Raw genomic sequence first — 18,939 nt, 5'->3', positions numbered from 1 at the left:
AGGATTGCCCCGAAATTAAAGCTTGCCCAAGTATTTCGCTAAATTTGTACCACAAATACTTTATATGGAAAGTAAAAGACAACAAAAACACGCAAAACTCCTGCAAAAGGAGTTAGGAGAAATTTTTCAAAAAGAGGCTAGACATCTTGTTGGTAAAGCCATGGTTACTATTACCAGGGTGTTGGTTAGTCCCGACCTAGGTGTAGCCAAGGTTTATCTGAGCTTTTTGCTGGCAGATCCTCAGTCTACCTATGAGTTGATCAATGATCATAAAAAGGAAATCAGACTTTATCTGAGCAAGAGAATCGGGAAATCTGTTCGAATTATCCCTGAGCTCGCCTTTTTTCCTGATGAATCAGCCTCTTATGCTCAGCATATGGACAAAGTCATTTCCGGTCTGGATATTCCACCTGCACCTGAGGAAGAAGAAGAGGAAGACGAAGATTAATTTCAGCGATTGAATCTCAGTTATTTTATAGCGGCCCGGTATTTCCGAAGTAAAAAAAAGCGGAATTTCATCACTGTGCTTTCTACCATATCTATGGTGGGAGTTGCAGTGGGTACTATGGCTTTGGTCATTGTCATGTCTGTTTTCAATGGTTTGGAGGACTTGATCCGTGGGCTTTTTGCCAGCTTTGATGCCGAATTAAAAGTAGAAGCGAGCCTGGGTAAAAGTTTTGAGGTGGATGAAGAATGGCTTGGAGGAATTAGGGCCATTGAGGGCGTCGCGGTATTAACAGAAGTGATCGAGGACAATGCCTTATTAGACTATAAAGGCAATCAGTTGGTAGGAACGATCAAGGGTGTATCGGATAATTTTCTGGAACAAGACCGATTTACCCGTGGATATTTTTGGGGAGACACCACACTGGGGACTGACCTGAGACCCGGAGCTATTCTGGGGAGAGGTGTTGGATTTTTTCTTTCAGTCAATCTGGATGATCAGAATGTTCCTTTAAAAGTTTTTTATCCCAAAGCACCCCGCAGTGCTGCCACCTTAGATCCAAGCCAGTTATATGCTTCGGCAGTTTTGGACCCGGTAGCTTTCTTCTCTGTTGAAAGACAATTCGATGATGAATATGTCATTGCACCCTTAAACTTTACCCGCGACCTTTTGAATTACGGAAATCGAAGAACTTCCCTAGAAATCAAAGTAGCAAAAGGAAATACTGTTGCGGAAGTTCAAAAAAGACTAAAAGCCCATTTAGGAAGTGATTTCACTGTGAAAAATACGGATGAACAGCATGCGGGATTATTAAGAACAGTGAAATTGGAAAAACTTTTTGTCTTCCTGACGCTCACGTTTATTCTGGCGATAGCCTCATTTAATATTTTCTTTTCTCTGAGTATGCTGGCTATTGAGAAGAAAAAGGACATTGCTGTTCTCAAAGCCATGGGAGCTCCAGATCGATTGATTCAAAAAATATTTTTGAAGCAGGGAGCTTTAATAGCCTTTACAGGTGCTTTGATTGGTTTGGTCATGGGCTATTTGATTTGCCTCGCCCAGCAATCTTTTGGTTTAGTATCCTTGGGAATTGCCTCTGCTGTGGTCGATGCTTATCCGGTTCGGATTGTACTTTCAGATTTTGTTTGGATCAGTTTAGCAGTCGTCACCATTACATTGCTTGCTTCTTGGAGGCCAGCTTTTATAGCTTCTAGAGTAGATACTATCAAAGAGCTTTAAAAAATTAATTGCAGATTTTTTGCTTGACCTCTCCTATATTTTCCATTCCGAGTTGCACTGCTTTGGTCAGATCATTACAGGCATCAGATGCCCGATTCAGTCTGTGTAAAGTAATCCCTCTGTGATAATATCCGCTGGCATTGCTGGGATCAATACTGATTAATTGTATGAAATCAGCCAAGGCCAATTCGGTCTTATTTTGATAATATCGGGCTTGTCCTCTCCCCAAAAGCAATTCAGGCTCTTGCTCAGTCAGAAACATAGCTTCGGTAAAATCCTGTTCAGCCTTGATCCAATTTTTCAGTTTGGCATATGTTTTTGCTCGGTAAAACCAGTTTTCCGCATCCTCTGGATGCAGTGATATAGCTTCTGAAAAGTCGGTCAATGCCCCTTTGAAGTCTGATTGGGAAAATTTATAATAGCCTCTAATCTTCCACGGCAGAGGGTTTTCAGGATCCGTAGAGATTGCTTTGGTCAATTCTTCCAATTTCTCCCTGTCCCCTCCCTGACGGATGCTCAAGACTCGCTGCTTAGCCAGATAATGATCAGGATTGATTTGCAAGGCTTTTTCCAAGGCAATCAAGGCTGCCTGATCCTGCTTTTCATCCATGAGTAGCTTGCCTTTTTCAGCATAGAAATCTGACTCAAGTGGACTATAGTATATAGCAGAGTCCAATAGGGAAATGGCAGTTTCAACTTGCCCTTGGCCAGCTTTACTCAAAGATAAAAGATATAAAATCTGAGAAGGGTTTTCGGATTGGTCGGTGAAAATGGAAGAAACTCCACTGTCTGTACCGGAGGTTTTATAGATAATTCGGGTAGTCTCTCCTTTAGGTAATCTTCTATAGGTTTTAAAATCAGCCTCAGCCTCTTCAAATCTTTTTAATCGAAGAAATAAGCGCCCCCTATGCAAATAGACGGGAGTCATCTCAGGATTGAGCGCCAAGGCTTGGTTGTAGTTTTCCAAAGCCAAAAAATCACTCATTCCATCAAATTGCTCGTAAACTTGACCCAAGTACCAATAACCTTCAGGGTCTCGTGGATTTTCTCGCAACCAGTTGTCAAAAAGGAGAAAAGCAGACTCATAATCTCCCTCATTATAGGCCTGAATTCCTAAATCAAAATCATTTTCCTGGGCGAAGGTGCTAATGCCCAACCCAAACATTAAAATGAAAATGAACACGTATTTTATCATCGGGATTTTTTTTCAAGGTAATTTTTTTCGAAACATGTAGAAAATCCACAGCATTTTTGGGATATCATTCCGGAGATTTTATCCCATTGATTTACGATCAAAAATCAACTTTTGGTCAGGCCTTTCCAAAAAAAGGCCATAATTTTGAAAATGAGGCACGTTTCTTGGTTTCTCAGCCCTTAGTAAATAGTAAAACACCTAATTTATGAAAAAAATTACCCTCAGCTTAATGGTTGGCATTTTCTCTTTTTTTTCTGCCAGCATTCAGGCTCAGGAGTCCTCAGAATCTCAAAACTCATTGAACTCCGGTACCATCGATTCCCAATTTGAATACATCTACGATGCTTCCAATAATTATCAGGAATATAAAGTAGTTAAGAAAAGTAATCTGGATAAGTTAAGATCCAATATGCTGGATTCAATGAGGACCATGAGGGCGGAAGTAATGGAGCTCAAAACCCAGCTGACTTCCAAAAATGATAGCATTTCCAGTTTAAATCAGGTTCTAGATCAAACTGAAGCTGAAAAGCAGGAAGCTATAGAAGCGAAGGATAATTTTTCAATTTTTGGAATAGCTATTCATAAGGCCGTTTATTCTTCTCTGATGTGGCTATTTGTTGGAGGATTAGGGATTGCATTAGCATTTTTCTCCTTTCAATATTTCAGGAGCTTCAAGAAGATTCGAAAAGCCCAAAAGGACTTGGAAGAGGTTCAGGAAGAATTTGATCAACATAGAAAAAACACTTTAGAGCGAGAGCGGAAACTCAAAAGGGAACTGATCGACGCCCAAATGGGGAAAGATTGATCGTAGAATTATCCTTGATTTCGGAATTAATGTAGTTCATAAGTGCTTCAACTGCTTCTAATGATTATTTTGGTTCAAAGTTTTTAGCATGAAGCAAGTCGATATAGCTGTAGTCGGTCTGGGAGCTGTTGGGTCAGCTGCCTTGTACTTTTTATCAAAATCAGGTTTTTCAGTTCTAGGATTAGATCGCTTTGACCCACCTCATGCGATGGGCTCTTCTCACGGTGAAACCAGAATTACACGGCTTGCAGTAGGCGAAGGGGAAGAGTATGTGAACTTTGCCCAAAGATCTCAGGAGATATGGAAACAAATGGAGCAAGATTCGGGAAACCAGCTTTTCATACCTTGTGGAGGAATTTTATTGGATTCTGGAGTTCAGCCATGGTCCAAGCATGGAGGAGAGGGGTTTTTTGAACGAACCAAAAGTATTGCGCAAAAGCGCTCCATCTCTCATGAATTGTTGGGTTCCGAAGAATTGGAAAAGCGCTATGGGGTATTTGACTTACCTAAAACTGGAGCTGTTTATTTTGAACCTAGTGCGGGCTATCTTTTTCCCGAAAAAATAATTGAAACCCAGTTGGATTTGGCCCTGAAGCAAGGCGCGCAACTGAGAGTTCATGCGCCTTTGATTGAATTGGAACAAACCGAACAAGGAGTCTGTCTACAACTCAAGGAAGAAAAGATCATGGCTCAAAGAGTCCTTTTATGCAATGGTGGCTGGATCAAGGACTTTCTGCCAGAGAATCAAGCCTATAAATTCAAGATTTGTAGACAGGTTTTGCATTGGATAAAAATTGAGGATCAGTCTCTGGATTTTGGTAATCTTCCCGTTTTTATGTGGGGATTTGGACCCCAAGCTGAGGACTTTATCTATGGCTTTCCCAGTTTGGATGGAGAGTCGATCAAAGTGGCCACAGAATCTTTCATAGATTCATTACATCCGGACTTTTTGAATAGGTCAGTGAGCCAAACCGAACAGGAGGAATTTTGGAATCAAAAAATCCAGGGCAAAATCAAAGGGCTTAAAAAAGAGTTTCTCAAATCTGAGGTTTGTTTTTACACTGTGAGGGAGGATTCAAAATTTGTGATAGGCAAGCATCCTGATTCTCCAATGACTTGGATGGTATCCGCATGTTCCGGTCATGGATTTAAGCACTCTGCTGCTATTGGAGAGAAGATGAGTCAGCAGCTTTTGGCCAGCTTGGCTTAATTCCTCAGACTATCCGAGTCTTTTCCCTTTTTTCTAAGTAAAAGGTCTATTTTTGCAGATTGAAGTAATAGTACTATGGCCAAGAAGAGAGGAACTGCTTTGGAAGAGCACGAAAAGCGGAAGTTGAATAAGCAGAGTTTTCAGAAATTAAGTGGGATTTTCAGGTTTTTATTACCCTATAAATGGACCTTTATTGCGGGTTTATTTTTCCTCCTGCTGTCTTCTTTAACCTTATTGACGTTTCCTTTTGTTGCAGGAAAGCTGATAGATACCGCCCAAGGAGAAGACTGGATAGTTTCTGATATCAATACTATAGCCTTGATGTTAGTAGGGATTCTAGCTGTGCAAAGTATTTTTTCCTTTTTCAGAGTATGGTTATTTGCACTTGTCTCTGAAAGGTCCATGCGGGATATCCGGCAGTCGCTTTACAATAGGCTTTTGAGGTTGCCGATGACCTTTTTTGACAAAAGAAGAACAGGGGAATTGATCTCTAGAATCACTTCCGATGTCAGTTTGCTCCAGGATACCTTTTCAGTGACCCTAGCAGAATTATTCCGACAGGTAGTTACGCTGATTGCAGGGATTGCTTTTCTGTTTTTCACCACCCCCAAATTGACCTTTTTCATGTTGGGGACCTTCCCAATTTTGGTATTGGTTGCAATGGTTTTCGGTCGATTTATTCGTGGACTTTCCAAAAAGACTCAAGACGAATTAGCTGCTGCCAATGTGATTGTAGAAGAAACTTTGCAGTCTATCAGTACAGTCAAATCATTTGTGGGAGAAGCGTATGAATCTAGCCGATATTCAAAAGGTCTAAACAGAGTAGTGCATGTAGCCTTGAAGACAGCCAAATTCAGAGGGGCATTCATATCATTTATCATTTTTGCACTATTTGGAGGAATCGTAGCGGTCATGTGGTACGGCGCAAGCTTGGTGGCTTCCGGCGAAATGAGTATTGGTGAATTAGTATCCTTTGTTTTGTATACCACTTTTATAGGAGGCTCTATCGCAGGTTTGGGAGATATCTACAGTCAGATCCAAAAAGCAATAGGAAGTTCTGAGCGGGTCTTGGAAATTTTGGATGAAAAAGTTGAGGAAAGCAGCGAGTTTCGGGTGGATAATCTGGAGGGAAAAATTGAATTCGAACAGGTCGTTTTTTCCTACCCTACCAGACCGGAGCTTCAGGTTTTGAAGGATTTAAGCTTTTATGTCAATCCTGGTGAAAAAATTGCCTTGGCAGGACATTCAGGAGCTGGTAAGTCTACCATCATACAACTTTTGCTTAAGTTTTATGAAGTGCACCAAGGGGAGATTAAAATTGATGGGCAGAATCTAAATCGTTGGAATCTGGAACAATTGCGTTCCCATATCGGAATGGTGCCTCAGGAGGTTTTATTATTTGGTGGGTCCATTCGGGAGAATATTGCTTATGCCAAGCCTAATGCCAGCGAGGAAGAAATAATCATGGCTGCCAAAAAAGCCAATGCTTGGCAGTTTATTTCTCAGTTTCCGGAAGGCTTAGATACCTTGGTTGGAGAGAGGGGAGTTAAGCTTTCAGGTGGACAGAGGCAAAGAGTAGCAATCGCCAGAGCCATTTTGAAAGACCCTTCTATCTTGATTTTAGATGAAGCAACCTCTTCCTTGGATGCGGAGTCTGAGCATCTGGTACAGGAGGCTTTGGATGAATTGATGAAAGGTAGAACCACAATCATAATCGCTCACAGATTAGCGACCATTAGAAAAGTGGATAGAATATATGTGCTAAGCGAAGGGAAAATTGTAGAGCAGGGAAATCATTTGCAGCTTTTAGAGCAGGAGGACGGCTTTTATGCGAATTTAGTACGCCTTCAGTTTGCCGAAAACTAAATATCTACCATAGGCATTTTCAATTAAAATTTCTGAACATTTGACCATCCAAGGATAGTTTATATTCCGTAATTGAAATGATTATGAATAATTCACTGGAAATATTGGTGGCCTCCGTGGCCAAAGAGAGAGAAGAGTTGTTGAAGCATCCAATTTACCAGCATTTGAATGGGTTGGATGATTTTAGGATTTTCATGGAGTACCATGTGTTTGCAGTTTGGGACTTCATGTCACTGCTGAAAGCATTACAACATAGATTGACCGGGATGTCACTTCCTTGGTTGCCTGCATCGGACCCATTGGTTGCTCGATTGATCAATGATATCGTATTAGCTGAAGAAAGTGATGAGGATGGAGAAGGTGGCTATTGCAGTCACTTTGAACTTTATCTAAGAGCCATGAGTGAGGCGGGAGCTTCTACTTCAAGAATAGAGAAGTTGATTGAGTCTCTTTCCTCTGGAGCTAAACTGGATGAGGCCATGAAAGTGGCTAAAGTTCCGGATTTTGTACAGCAGTTTTTACGGGTGAATTATCAAACTGCTTTGTTTGGAGAAGCCCATGAAATCGCCGCTTCCTTTACTTTGGGCAGAGAAGATTTGATCCCGGATTTATTCCGACAGATTGTGCAGGAGTTGATCAAAAATCAGCCAGATGAATTAAAAACTTTGGCTTATTACTTTGATAGACATATTCACCTGGACGAGGAGGAGCATGGACCATTGGCTTGGAGAATGGTAGAAATGCTATTAGAGTCTGATTTGCATTTAGACCAAGCAACTGCAGCGGGTAAAGATGCATTGGAGGCAAGAAAAATCCTTTGGGATGGTATACATCACGAACTGCTTAAACGAAAAGCAGCTTTAGCATACTAATAAAAATTATGGGCCGTGATTGACTTCGTTAGTCCGGCCACTTTTTCTTTGAATATTTTAGAATTAGGAAAAAGACTTTTCATTTCCTTTTCATCCAATAGCCTGATTTCTTCCAGGTATTGTTTCGCTTCTGATTCCGACCATTTTCTGAGCCTACTCAGTTTTGTTTTTGTCAGAATAGATAAAAGTAAATTTTTTGGAAAGTATTGAGCGAAAGGCAAAGCATAATGAGCTTCTACAGGAAAATATTTATTGGGTGTCTGAACGAAATGTTTTTGACCCACTCTTAAAATTTCCTTGGCCATTTTTTCCTGGTTTTCAAAAGTGTATAAATGCTCTATTACTGAGTTGGAAAAGACCAGATCAAAATAATCATCCTTATATTGAGGGAGGGAAGTAGCGTCTCCTGCAATGGATTGAAGTTTGGGGTGCTTTGTATCTTCAGTGCTCAAATTGAGGAGAACAATCTCTATTTGAGGAAGGTTTAATAGACGACTTCCTTTCCAAAAATAGGCAGTTCCTCCTACATCCAAGACCTTGATTGCTTGGTCTTTTTGGAAGTGTTGAAAAAAAAGATTTTCAAATACAGCTAAACGTTTTTGACGGAATTTTGCCCCTAGAGAAGCTGGGTTTTCCGAAGAAGCGAATAGATTTGAGATAAAATTCATGAGCGCCTTTGGGGCTTTTTGTATAATAATTTATCATCAAAAGTAAGCATGCTTGACGATTCTTTTCTTAATTTTGGTTTTGAAATACTAAAAACCAGAGAAAAGATCGGCTTAGCCTGATTTTTGATAAAATATGATTGTTTGCTATAGATTTTTATGAAGCGTAGATTCGATAAGTATTTTCCCTGGCTTTTTGTGAGCAGTGACTTTATTGCCTCTCTTGTTTCTCTATTTCTTTGTAATTTTTTTCTTACCCAAATTGGTCTTTTTAACGGCGCTGATCTAGACGCATTACTTCCACTCTCAGTCCTGTGGCTTTTAATTGCTGCTTTGAGGAAAGATTATAAAATCGGCCGAACTGATGAATATGACCATACACTTCGACATCTAACTGGAACTGTTTTCTGGTTTGTAGGCGCAGCGGCGGTTCTTTGGGTTCCTTTTAATACCCCTTCCATACAGGTGATTCCAATTCTTGCTTTGGGAATAGGAATGCTGGTGATCATGGGGATATTCCGGGTTGGAGTACATATGTTGCTTCGCCAGTACAGAGTAAAAGGAAATAATTATCGGAATGCAGTTATAGTCGGAAAGGGAGGAACAAGCCCTAAACTCGCAGACGTATTTAAGATTAGAAAAGACTTTGGAATTAACTTCCTCGGATATTTTGACAATCAGGCAGACTGTAACCAAACTCGTGGAGGGATAGATGATTTCTTTAGCGAAGCTCCAGGATTGGACTTGGATCTGATTTATATCCACGAGCATTTAGAACCCAAATTGGTCAAGAAGATTATTGGCTACGCTGACGAGAATTACATTAAAGTAAAAATGATTCCGGGAGGCAGCTTACAATTGGAGAAAAATCTAAGCTTCTCCAGATACGGGGATTTCTTTGTAATCAATGTCAATGAAATTCCACTGGATCATGCGATCAACAGCATCATGAAGCGTGCTTTTGATGTCATTTTCGCCAGCTTTGTGATCGTCTTTATCCTTTCTTGGTTGATTCCTTTGGTAGGAATCCTGATCAAATTGGAATCAAGAGGTCCAATCTTTTTTATCCAAAAAAGAAATGGGGTAAATAACCGTGAGTTCAATTGTTTAAAATTCCGATCCATGACTCCCAACGATTATGCGGACACCCATCAGGCTGTAAAAAATGATCCAAGAGTCACCAGAATTGGATCTTTTTTGAGAACCTCCTCTTTGGACGAGATGCCCCAATTCATCAATGTGTTGTTGGGTGACATGTCAATTGTGGGACCAAGACCTCATACAATCCCGATGAATAAGACATTCAAATCCCAAATTGAGCGTTATAATTCAAGACATAAAATCCGTCCGGGAATTACAGGTTTGGCTCAGGTGAGAGGATACAGGGGTGAAATCGAAAACCCACATCAAATTCGTTCAAGAGTAAAGCTGGATTCTTTTTATATCAACAATTGGTCATTTTTGTTGGATATGGGCATAATGATCAAGACAATCCATGAATTGCTTTTCAACCGTGAAAATGCCTACTAGTGAACGACAGGCAATGTCCATTCTGTAAAAGTACCCACCTTACCCAGTTTCAAGCTTACGAGCGAATGTTTGGAGCAGGAGATAGTTTCTCTTACTTAGAATGCTTGGATTGCTTATCGCTTCAGATTGATCAAATACCTGAAAATCTTTCCGATTACTATTCAGGATCCTATTATTCTTTTGTCCCTCTTGTGCCTTCAAGTTTGATATCCAAAGCTTTCAAGGCTCTTCGTGCAAAACTTTTTCTCCAATTAGGGATGAGCTTTTTTGCCCCCAAAGTTTATGGGTATTGGTTAAAAAATGTATTTCAAAGATTCAATCAGTCTATAGCAGATGTGGGCTGTGGTAATGGACAGTTATTATATGAGTTACACTGTTCGGGATTCAAGAATTTGACGGGATTTGATCCTTTTTTAGAAAAAGATCAAGTGCTTGGGAAAGGCTTGAGTCTCCAAAAAATGGACTTTTTGGATTCAGATCAGACCTTTGATTTGATTATGATGCATCATTCTTTCGAGCATATGTCAAATCCCGAAAGTGTGCTGAAAGCTTGTAAAGAAAGGCTGAACCCTGGAGGAACCCTCTTGATTAGGCTTCCAATCACAGATGGACAAGTCTGGAAAGACAAAAGAGCTAATTGGGTTCAGCTCGATGCTCCAAGACATTTGGTCATTCCTTCCATCAGCGGTTTGAAAGCATTGGCTAAAACTCAAGGGCTGAAATTATCATATATGGAGTTTGATTCTACCGCTTTTCAATTTTGGGGAACAGCCTTGTATGAGCAAGGTCATAGTTTAGAGGTAGATGAAAATGAGTTTTTTTCCTCAGAAGAGATGAGTGATTTTCATAAAAAAGCCTCCCTGTATAATCAGGAAGGCCGTGGAGATCAAGCTCTCTTTATATTGAAGAAGGCTGATTAGATTCTGAATAATGCTTCGAAAAAGCCCATGGTTTCTCCCTTTTTCTTGAAAATGATCATGGGGAGCACATTATTAACTTTGATTAATTTTTCAGCAGTACTACCGAGAAGGATTGCAGCTGACTTAGTCCTGCCGCGAGAACCCATGATAAACATATCCACATCCATTTTGTGAGCTTCCTTCAATAAAGTTTCACCCATATCTTCGCCCTCATCAAGGATAAAATCGCATTCTAATTCTGGGTGGTTATGCTTGGATACAAAGTTTTTGTAATCCTTACGCGCATTTTCTTTCATGATCTCCACAAATTCATCATAGGATTTTCCCGTTTTGGAATAGCCCTGTGGAACATGAAAGATATGAACGGGTATTAATTTGGCATTTAATTGATCGGCAATCCGCTCTCCAAAATCATAGATCATGTGATTGTGATCTGAGAAATCGGTAGGAATCATAATTTGTTTAGGTAGTTCCGGAGCTCTCTTTTCCTGAAGAAGCATCACCGAGCAGGGAGCTTTTTTTGCCACGCCATTTGCCAAGGCTCCTGAACCCTTCAAGGTTTCCTTTCTACCCATAATGATTAAATCAACATCTTTGATTTTTGCCCACCTTAAGAATGTTTCTAGAGGATGTTCTCCTTCCTCAGCAAATACCTCTATTTCAATATCCTTTGGGAAATTTTGGGCGTCAATTTTCTTTTGCATGATCGCCTCAACTGACTCGTCTCCTGCAGCCAATAAATTTGGGTACTGGGATAGAATCTCATCCGGAATAGCCAAATTTTTTGAAACGTGAACAAAATAGCATTTCTCTACTCCTAAAAACTTTAGAAAAACGACTGTCTTTTGGATTAGAATCTCATCCATCTCGGTCATATCGAGACCAATCATCACTTTGGAAAAAAACTTCATAGGGCGTTTATTGATTAATAGCCTTAATTTAAAAGATTGCTTGGGTTATTTAAACAGTTTTTATGTTTTTACCTCAGGAATCCTCTCTAAGGTAACAGAATGAGATGAATTGTACACAAGAATAAAAATTGATTCCCTATAGATTTGAAGTTCAAACTTTGTAGAAACTTCTTAAAACTATATCTATTCCAAAAATATGATTCTATGAAAAACATGCAGAAATATTTTCTAGCCATACTCCCACCTCAAGAGTTTTTAGAAAAAGTGGAGGAGCTAAAGTTACATCTGCGTGAAAAATTCAATGTAAAGTATGCTTTAAAGTCCCCTGCCCATGTTACGGTGAAAATGCCTTTTTCATATGATGAGCATAAGGAGGAAAAGTTAGCTTCCATGCTACAGGATTTTTGTAGTAATAAAAGCACTTTCGGAATGAGAGTGAAAGGCGTGGATACTTTTGGTAAAAGAGTGATTTTTTTGGATATAAAAGCAGAGCAAGACTTATATACTTTTCAATCAGATCTAAAAAAGTTTCTGAAAACCCAAGTTCACCTTCCAGATGAATTGAGTGACAGAAACTATCATCCCCATATGACTGTAGCCTTTAAAGACTTAAAGAGGCAGATTTTTGAAGCAGTTTTCCAGGAAGTAAAGGAGGCGAAGCTTGAAAGTGAATTCCAGATTTCAGAATTGACTTTGTTGAAAAGGTTAAATGGCAAATGGTCTCCTCACATGAATTTTTTATTAAAAAATTAATCAAAATCTAATTTTAACACCACTCAGCTTGGTTTTTCTAGCTTTTAACAAAAAAAGAAAGAAAAATTTAATTTTGAGTTTTGTCTAATAGGGATTACTATTTTTCTAACCGATTATCATCCTTTTGAGCTAATTGAAGTAAAATTAAAAGAGAAATTAAATTTTGAATAATTTCATTTTTTGTTTTTATAATTCTGTGATTCAAATTTTAAAATCGGACATTGCAAAACTTTATTTTTAGAAATCGATTGCACAATAGGCAAAAACAGAATTAAATATTGAAAAAAATGATAAATATTTAATTTAATATTTTTTGGATAAAACTAAGAAACGGAATTTAAAATAATTTTAAATCAAAATAGCAAAATTTTTTATTGTAAAATTTATAAAAATAGAAATTCTATATCAGAAAACACTGTCCGGACACTAAATATGATTTAAAAAATTCTAAAAAAATTAAAATAATAAAATTTTATTCTGAAAACTTAACCTTTTTTAAGTTTTACCAAATTTGCTCCTTTAGCTATTTGCTTTTTCATTAGCCGATTCGAAAAACAAATCATCTATTAAAATTTAACCTATGAAGAAAGTTTTACTGGGATTTGTGATCATGCTCTTAACAGCTGTTTCGGTCATGGCACAAAACAGAACGATCACCGGTAGGGTGACTTCACCTGAGGAGCCAGAAGGCTTGATCGGAGTGAATGTCTTGGTGAAAGGAACGACCATTGGCGTCGTAACTGACCTGGATGGTAGGTACACCATTTTGGTACCTGCAAATGCATCAACATTGGTATTTAGCTATATCGGTTATATCAGTGTGGAAGAGCAGATCGGTAATAGATCTGAAATCAATGTTACCATGAGAGAAGATGCTCAAAATCTTCAAGAGGTAATTATTACTGCTTATGGAGGTACTGCTGATAAAGGAAACTTTACCGGTTCAGCAATAGCCTTGAAAGGAGATCAGATAGCCAATCGTCCTATCAACAACGTGGTAAATGCCATTGAAGGTCAGGCACCGGGTGTAATCACCACTTCTGCTTCAGGTCAGCCGGGTTCTACTCCTGCTGTAAGAATCAGAGGTATTGGTTCTGTGAACTCTTCTTCTGCACCTCTTTACGTTGTGGATGGAGTACCTTATGATGGGGACCTATCTAACCTTAACCCTGAAGATATTGCTGACATGACCATCTTGAAAGATGCTTCTTCAGCTGCATTGTATGGTTCTAGAGCGGCAAATGGTGTAATTATGATTACCACCAAAACCGGTCAGAAAAATAAGCCAACCTTCAATGTGAGAGTTCAGCAAGGTGTATCCAGCAGAGCTTTGCCAGAATATGACAGAGTAAATGCTGACCAGTATTACCCTTTAGTTTGGGAATCATTGAGAAATAGCCAATTGGGCAATGGAGCTACTCCTGATGCCGCAGCTACTTTTGCATCCAATAACTTGATCAATATTTTGGGTTATAATGTCTACAATGTTCCAAACAATCAAATCGTAGGAACTGACGGTAGACTAAACTCGAATGCTGTAAACAATTTTGTTGGGCTTAATTGGTTTGATGAATTGCAGAGAACAGGGGACAGAAAAGAATATAATATGACTTATTCTGGTGGCTCTGAGAAAACTGATTTTTATACCTCTTTCAACTACTTGAATGAGAAAGGTTTCATTATCAATTCTGATATTGAGCGTTTCACTGGTCGTTTGAATGTAAATACTCAAGCTACTAACTGGTTGAAAACTGGTATCAACCTTTCAGCAACCATGAGTGAGGGAAATAATGCAAGAGATGGAGGAAGCTCCAGCTTTGTGAACCCATTCTTTACTGCTAGATCCATGGGTCCTATTTATCCGGTTTTTGCTCAAAATATGCAAACTGGTGGATTCATCTTGGATGAATTTGGCAACAAAATTTTCGATTTAGGTGATCTAGAAGAATTTGGTCTTCCAAGAAGAGGTGCTGGTGCTTATCCAGGACGTCATGTAGTTCAGGAGACTTTATTGAACGTCGATCGTTTTGACAGAGATGTTATCTCTTCCAGAGCTTATGTAGAAGCTAAGTTCTTGAAGGACTTTACTTTCAGAACCAACATCGCCACTGATATCACTTCTTTGCTGAATATTGGTTATGACAATACTATCGTAGGTGATGGTGCTCCAGCTGGACGTACAAGAAGAGAGAATATCAGAATCAATTCTCTAACCTTCAACCAGTTATTGACTTATTCAAAAACTTTCAACGACAAGCATTTCGTGGAAGCTTTGGTAGGTCATGAAAACTATGATTTCAGAAGAACAAGACAGTTTATCTCTAAGCAGGATCAGATCTTGGCTGGAAATATCGAGCCTGACAATTTTGTTACTATCAACTCTGCTTCTGGAAGAACTGATGTGGACAGAATCGAGTCTTACCTTTCCAGAGTAAACTATGTGTACGATGATAAATACTCTTTCTCTGCTTCTTGGAGAACAGATGGATCATCCAGATTCTTTAGAGATGTAAGATGGGGTACTTTCTTCTCAGTAGGTGCAGCTTGGTCAATTGATCAAGAAAATTTCTTCAATTCTAACTTCTTCCAGCTATTCAAATTAAGAGCTTCTTATGGTGAGGTTGGAAACAACGGTATTCAAAATTCAAATAACGCTCAAAATTACTACCCTTGGCAAGCATTGTATGACCTAGGTTTCAACAATGCTTCTGAGCCAGGTATTTTGCAGGCTTCACTTTCTGCTTTGGATCTACAGTGGGAATCCAACAATACCTATGATCTAGGTTTGGACTTCGCATTTGGAAATAGATTCTCAGGTACTTTGGAGTTCTTCAACAGAGAGTCTAGCAACCTGCTTTTCGAAGTTCCTTTGTCTTTGACTACGGGTTTAGAGAACAGATTCCAAAATATCGGTACCATGTCGAATAAAGGGATTGAATTCAATATTGGTGGAGATGTGATGAGAAGAGGAGCTTTCAAATGGAATGCTAATGTGAACGTTTCTACTTTCAAAAATGAATTCAAAGAGCTTCCATTCGAGGAGCAAATTGTAGGTACTAAAAAGTATGTGGTTGGTAGATCAATCTTTGATTTCTGGTTGAGAGACTGGTACGGTGTAGATCCAGAAACTGGTGAAGGTCTTTATAGAGCTGAAGAGTATGCTGAAAATGACCCAACTACCAGAATTATCGGGCAGGATACAGTTACTACCAGATTCCAAAATGCAAGATTCCATTTTGCAGGAAATGCAATCCCAGACTTCTTTGGTGGATTGTCCAATACCTTCTCTTACAAAGGATTATCCTTGAATGTCCTAGTAAGCTTTGCAGTAGGTGGAGATATTTATGATGGAATCTATGCAGGTTTGATGGGTGCTGATCCTGATGGAGGAGCTGCTCACGTGGATATCTTGAACAGATGGAGACAGCCTGGAGATATTACAGAAGTTCCTAAGATGGATGTAACCGGTGCTGCTCAAACCAATGTCGCATCAGACAGGTGGCTAACCGATGCTTCTTATCTCAACTTACGTGCAATCAATCTCTCTTACACCCTTCCTAGAACTTTATTGGAAAGATGGAAAATGAGAGGAGCTACCGTATACCTAGCCGGTGAAAACTTAGGCTGGTTGTCTTCAAGAAGCGGTATGTATGTATCTGGAACCTTTAGTGGTACTACTTCTAATACTTTCACTCCGGCGAGAACATTCACGCTGGGACTTAATGTGAATCTGTAATTTACAAAAGACCATGAAGAAATTATTAAGTAAAATATTCTTACTCGGCGCCATTCTAAGTTTTGGATGTGCTGAGGACTATTTGGATACCCTACCTACGGATGCGGTATCTGAAAATGCAGTCTTTACGACTACGCAAAATGCGATGACAGCCCTTAATGGGATTCACAGATCCATGTTTATCCGTTACGACTCCCAAGGTCAGCCGGGTGAAGGTGGGGTGATGATTATGCGCGAGGTTTTGGGCGAAGATGTGGTAATGACCGGTATCGCTAATGGTTGGTTTGTATCCATGTCTAGATGGTTAAACCACGTCAATGAAAACAGTGGTGACGTAAGGTTCGTGTGGAGATTTTATTACAAAATCATCGGTAACGCAAACATGATCATCGCTAATATTGACAATGCTGCAGGCCCTCAAACTGAAAAGGATGAGATCAAAGGGCAGGCATTAGCATACAGAGCTTGGGCTCACTTCAACTTGGTACAGCTATTTGCTGAGCGATATCAGGCAGGTGGAAACAACGGTCAATTAGGCGTACCATTGGTTTTGGAGCCAATTACTGAAGGTGGAGCCAGAAATACCGTCGAAGAAGTGTATACTCAAGTGAATGCAGATTTGGATGCAGCGATTGCTTTATTGGGTGAAGGCCGAAATGCTAAATCCCATATCAATGTCAATGTTGCTAGAGGAATCAAGGCTAGAGTTGCTTTGACTCAAGGGAACTTTGCTCAAGCGGCTACTTTGGCAAACCAGGCTCGTCAAGGCTATGACTTGATGTCTGCTTCTCAATTATATGAAGGATTCAACAATGTGGATAATCCAGAATGGATGTGGGGAAGCAAGCAAATCGACGATCAGCAGACCTTCTTTGCTTCTTTCTTCGCTTACATGTCTGTTAATTTCAGCTCTACCAATATTAGAGGTAATCCTAAGGCAATCAATAGCTCTTTGTATGCTAAGATTTCTCCTACTGATGCCAGAAAAGGTTTGTGGGATCCAAATGCAGGAACAGCGGCTTTGAGAGATCCATTTATAGATGAGGTTACTTTGAGTTCTTTCGCAAAAAGAAACTTCATGAACAGAAAGTTTGTAGCTCAGGCTAATGCTTCTTCTGTAGGTGATGTTCCTTATATGAGAGCATCTGAAATGATTTTGATCGAGGCTGAGGCTTTGGCAAGAAGCGGAAACGGTGCACAGGCTGCCCAAGTTCTATTTGAATTGGCTTCTCAAAGAGATCCTGAGTATACGCTTTCAACCAACACGGGTGCAGCTTTGATAGAAGAGATCATGACTCAAAGAAGAATTGAGCTTTGGGGCGAGGGATTCCGATTCTATGACTTGAAGCGCTTGAATCTTTCATTGGATAGAAATGGCGCAAACCATGTAGCCACAGTAATCAACTCTAAATATGAAGAACCTGCTGGTACGCCTAACTGGCAGTTCAAAATTCCAATTGCGGAGTTGAATGCAAATGACAAAATGGTGCAGAACCCATCTTAATAAGAGGAAAGCAATTTGTTTAAATCATCCAAGTCCGGCTCTTAGGAGTCGGACTTTTTTTGTTTAAAATTTATAGGGCTAAAAATTAAAACTTTATCAGAATTCTATCTGTCCACTTTCCATCCCTTTGCCCAAAAGCAAGCTTTTTGGACTTTTGCTGTTTTTATACACATGAATGATGTTTTGCTGGGAAGAAAAATTCTTAATCAAGATGCTGTTTTGAACCCGAATCTTAGCTTTCCACGGTAGAGGAAGAGACTCCATATAAAACCAGGCAGCATCTTCTTCGATTTCATAGCCCAAATATTTCAGAGTAGCAGGGCTTCCATCCAGCCATATTTTATTGTGATGGAGTAGATATGCCTGAATTTGAGCATTTAATTTTTCTGGATTCTCAGGATTCAAAAAATCCACCTTTTCTCCATGAAAATCTCCTAAAGCTTCTTCCAAATCGTCCCAAAAAATCTTCTGAGCGATTTCCAATCGTTGACTTTCAGGATTTTGCCGGATTTCTGTCAAAGAGATAAAATAAGGATGACTGAGTACCATCCATCCCAGAGAAATCAAGGAGATGTAAAACTGTTGCATTTGAAAGGGATTGCTTGTCTTTTATGGGAATAAACCTGTATTATTGCCCCAATTTACTTCAATCGAGGTATTTTCTGAGTTTATGAATTCATTTGAACTGTATTTCCGTCTTGGCCTGAAGCATATTTTGGATATCCAAGGCTATGATCATATCCTATTTGTCTTGGCGCTTTGTGCTGTTTTTATAGCCAGAGATTGGCGAAAGATCGTGATTTTGGTGACAGCTTTCACCATTGGTCACTCCCTTACCCTTGCTTTGGCCACTTTTAAAGTTATTCAGGTACGATCCGATGTAATCGAATTCCTGATTCCTGTCACCATAGCCATTACTGCCTTTACTACTATCTTGAAGCCAAGACCTTCTACGGGCAAAGGTATTCAAATGAATTATTTTCTCGCGCTGTTTTTTGGTTTGATCCATGGTTTGGGTTTTTCTAATTATCTGCGGGAGCTATTGGGAAAAGAGGCTGTTATCTGGAAACCTCTCCTTGCTTTTAATCTAGGTCTGGAAGCCGGACAATTGATCATTGTTGGTGCCTATCTATTGGTGACCTCTATCCTGGTAGGGATAGCTGGTGTAAACAGAAAGGAGTGGACCCTGGTTATGGCAGCAATGGTTTTCGGGATTTCCTTGATGATGATGCTTGAAACGAAATTTTGGTAAATAAAATATAACTATGAAAAAAACAGGACTAGTTTG

Annotated in this window: 16 protein-coding genes; 12 read left to right on the top strand and 4 right to left on the bottom strand. The window is 39.5% G+C overall.

Annotated features, from left to right (window positions below; translation table 11 throughout):
* The first annotated feature begins 64 nt into the window (after window positions 1-64).
* Together rbfA and B2906_RS06540 are read left to right on the top strand one after the other, a co-directional pair.
* Complete coding sequence (rbfA, locus tag B2906_RS06545) at window positions 65-448, top strand: 30S ribosome-binding factor RbfA (protein WP_091653629.1); 384 nt, start codon at window positions 65-67, stop codon at window positions 446-448.
* A gap of 9 nt (window positions 449-457) precedes the next feature.
* Complete coding sequence (locus tag B2906_RS06540; RefSeq protein ID WP_219957229.1) at window positions 458-1,684, top strand: FtsX-like permease family protein; 1,227 nt, start codon at window positions 458-460, stop codon at window positions 1,682-1,684.
* Window positions 1,685-1,688: 4 nt separating this feature from the next.
* Here B2906_RS06540 and B2906_RS06535 read toward each other — a convergent pair whose 3' ends face one another.
* On the bottom strand, window positions 1,689-2,867 hold the full coding sequence (locus B2906_RS06535) for a tetratricopeptide repeat protein (RefSeq protein ID WP_219957228.1): 1,179 nt from the start codon (window positions 2,865-2,867) through the stop codon (window positions 1,689-1,691).
* 217 nt (window positions 2,868-3,084) lie between these two features.
* Between B2906_RS06535 and B2906_RS06530 the strand changes: the two genes are divergently transcribed.
* The 4 genes from B2906_RS06530 (at window position 3,085) to B2906_RS06515 (ending at window position 7,632) form a co-directional block, all read left to right on the top strand.
* On the top strand, window positions 3,085-3,684 hold the full coding sequence (locus B2906_RS06530; RefSeq protein WP_219957227.1) for a hypothetical protein: 600 nt from the start codon (window positions 3,085-3,087) through the stop codon (window positions 3,682-3,684).
* 88 nt (window positions 3,685-3,772) lie between these two features.
* Window positions 3,773-4,894: an N-methyl-L-tryptophan oxidase gene (gene solA / locus B2906_RS06525; protein WP_219957226.1), complete on the top strand. Its 1,122-nt coding sequence runs from the start codon at window positions 3,773-3,775 to the stop codon at window positions 4,892-4,894.
* Between the two features lie 75 nt (window positions 4,895-4,969).
* Window positions 4,970-6,760: an ABC transporter ATP-binding protein gene (locus B2906_RS06520; RefSeq protein WP_219957225.1), complete on the top strand. Its 1,791-nt coding sequence runs from the start codon at window positions 4,970-4,972 to the stop codon at window positions 6,758-6,760.
* An 83-nt stretch (window positions 6,761-6,843) separates the two neighbouring features.
* Window positions 6,844-7,632 (top strand): DUF3050 domain-containing protein, encoded by a 789-nt coding sequence (locus B2906_RS06515; RefSeq protein WP_219957224.1) that lies wholly within the window; start codon window positions 6,844-6,846, stop codon window positions 7,630-7,632.
* On the opposite strand, the gene B2906_RS06510 is transcribed toward B2906_RS06515, so the two are convergent.
* Window positions 7,629-8,300 (bottom strand): class I SAM-dependent methyltransferase, encoded by a 672-nt coding sequence (locus tag B2906_RS06510; protein ID WP_219957223.1) that lies wholly within the window; start codon window positions 8,298-8,300, stop codon window positions 7,629-7,631. The genes B2906_RS06515 and B2906_RS06510 overlap by 4 nt on opposite strands.
* Window positions 8,301-8,456: 156 nt before the next feature.
* On the opposite strand from B2906_RS06510, the gene B2906_RS06505 reads away from it, so the two are divergent.
* Complete coding sequence (locus B2906_RS06505) at window positions 8,457-9,827, top strand: exopolysaccharide biosynthesis polyprenyl glycosylphosphotransferase (protein ID WP_219957222.1); 1,371 nt, start codon at window positions 8,457-8,459, stop codon at window positions 9,825-9,827.
* Window positions 9,827-10,747 carry a class I SAM-dependent methyltransferase gene (locus B2906_RS06500; protein ID WP_219957221.1) on the top strand — a complete coding sequence of 307 codons (921 nt, stop codon included), beginning with the start codon at window positions 9,827-9,829 and terminating at the stop codon, window positions 10,745-10,747. The genes B2906_RS06505 and B2906_RS06500 overlap by 1 nt, the downstream gene beginning before the upstream one ends.
* On the opposite strand, the gene B2906_RS06495 is transcribed toward B2906_RS06500, so the two are convergent.
* Complete coding sequence (locus B2906_RS06495; protein ID WP_219957220.1) at window positions 10,744-11,658, bottom strand: universal stress protein; 915 nt, start codon at window positions 11,656-11,658, stop codon at window positions 10,744-10,746. The genes B2906_RS06500 and B2906_RS06495 overlap by 4 nt on opposite strands.
* A 204-nt stretch (window positions 11,659-11,862) precedes the next feature.
* Between B2906_RS06495 and thpR the strand changes: the two genes are divergently transcribed.
* From thpR to B2906_RS06480, 3 genes are all read left to right on the top strand, one after another.
* Window positions 11,863-12,411, top strand: a complete 549-nt coding sequence (gene thpR, locus B2906_RS06490) for an RNA 2',3'-cyclic phosphodiesterase (protein ID WP_286936110.1) — start codon at window positions 11,863-11,865, stop codon at window positions 12,409-12,411.
* Window positions 12,412-12,991: 580 nt separating this feature from the next.
* Window positions 12,992-16,147 carry a SusC/RagA family TonB-linked outer membrane protein gene (locus B2906_RS06485; RefSeq protein ID WP_219957218.1) on the top strand — a complete coding sequence of 1,052 codons (3,156 nt, stop codon included), beginning with the start codon at window positions 12,992-12,994 and terminating at the stop codon, window positions 16,145-16,147.
* Window positions 16,148-16,160: 13 nt separating this feature from the next.
* Window positions 16,161-17,651, top strand: a complete 1,491-nt coding sequence (locus B2906_RS06480; protein ID WP_219957217.1) for a RagB/SusD family nutrient uptake outer membrane protein — start codon at window positions 16,161-16,163, stop codon at window positions 17,649-17,651.
* A gap of 96 nt (window positions 17,652-17,747) precedes the next feature.
* Here the strand turns inward: B2906_RS06480 and B2906_RS06475 are convergent, their stop codons facing one another.
* A complete protein-coding gene (locus tag B2906_RS06475) occupies window positions 17,748-18,239 on the bottom strand; it encodes a DUF6702 family protein (protein WP_219957216.1) in 492 nt (163 codons plus the stop codon).
* A gap of 82 nt (window positions 18,240-18,321) precedes the next feature.
* Between B2906_RS06475 and B2906_RS06470 the strand changes: the two genes are divergently transcribed.
* On the top strand, window positions 18,322-18,903 hold the full coding sequence (locus tag B2906_RS06470) for a HupE/UreJ family protein (protein ID WP_091653659.1): 582 nt from the start codon (window positions 18,322-18,324) through the stop codon (window positions 18,901-18,903).
* The last annotated feature ends 36 nt before the right edge of the window (window positions 18,904-18,939 follow it).

The organism is Algoriphagus sp. UBA3586, assembly GCF_002376385.1.
GTDB lineage: Bacteria > Bacteroidota > Bacteroidia > Cytophagales > Cyclobacteriaceae > Algoriphagus > Algoriphagus ornithinivorans.
This window is presented reverse-complemented; position numbering and strand designations above follow the sequence as displayed.

Coding starts and splice junctions, on each gene's coding strand:
- rbfA (WP_091653629.1), top strand. CDS start 65: ATGGAAAGTAAAAGACAACAAAAACACGCAAAACTCCTGCAAAAGGAG.
- B2906_RS06530 (WP_219957227.1), top strand. CDS start 3,085: ATGAAAAAAATTACCCTCAGCTTAATGGTTGGCATTTTCTCTTTTTTT.
- solA (WP_219957226.1), top strand. CDS start 3,773: ATGAAGCAAGTCGATATAGCTGTAGTCGGTCTGGGAGCTGTTGGGTCA.
- B2906_RS06520 (WP_219957225.1), top strand. CDS start 4,970: ATGGCCAAGAAGAGAGGAACTGCTTTGGAAGAGCACGAAAAGCGGAAG.
- B2906_RS06515 (WP_219957224.1), top strand. CDS start 6,844: ATGAATAATTCACTGGAAATATTGGTGGCCTCCGTGGCCAAAGAGAGA.
- B2906_RS06510 (WP_219957223.1), bottom strand. CDS start 8,300: ATGAATTTTATCTCAAATCTATTCGCTTCTTCGGAAAACCCAGCTTCT.
- B2906_RS06505 (WP_219957222.1), top strand. CDS start 8,457: ATGAAGCGTAGATTCGATAAGTATTTTCCCTGGCTTTTTGTGAGCAGT.
- B2906_RS06495 (WP_219957220.1), bottom strand. CDS start 11,658: ATGAAGTTTTTTTCCAAAGTGATGATTGGTCTCGATATGACCGAGATG.
- thpR (WP_286936110.1), top strand. CDS start 11,863: ATGAAAAACATGCAGAAATATTTTCTAGCCATACTCCCACCTCAAGAG.
- B2906_RS06485 (WP_219957218.1), top strand. CDS start 12,992: ATGAAGAAAGTTTTACTGGGATTTGTGATCATGCTCTTAACAGCTGTT.
- B2906_RS06480 (WP_219957217.1), top strand. CDS start 16,161: ATGAAGAAATTATTAAGTAAAATATTCTTACTCGGCGCCATTCTAAGT.
- B2906_RS06475 (WP_219957216.1), bottom strand. CDS start 18,239: ATGCAACAGTTTTACATCTCCTTGATTTCTCTGGGATGGATGGTACTC.
- B2906_RS06470 (WP_091653659.1), top strand. CDS start 18,322: ATGAATTCATTTGAACTGTATTTCCGTCTTGGCCTGAAGCATATTTTG.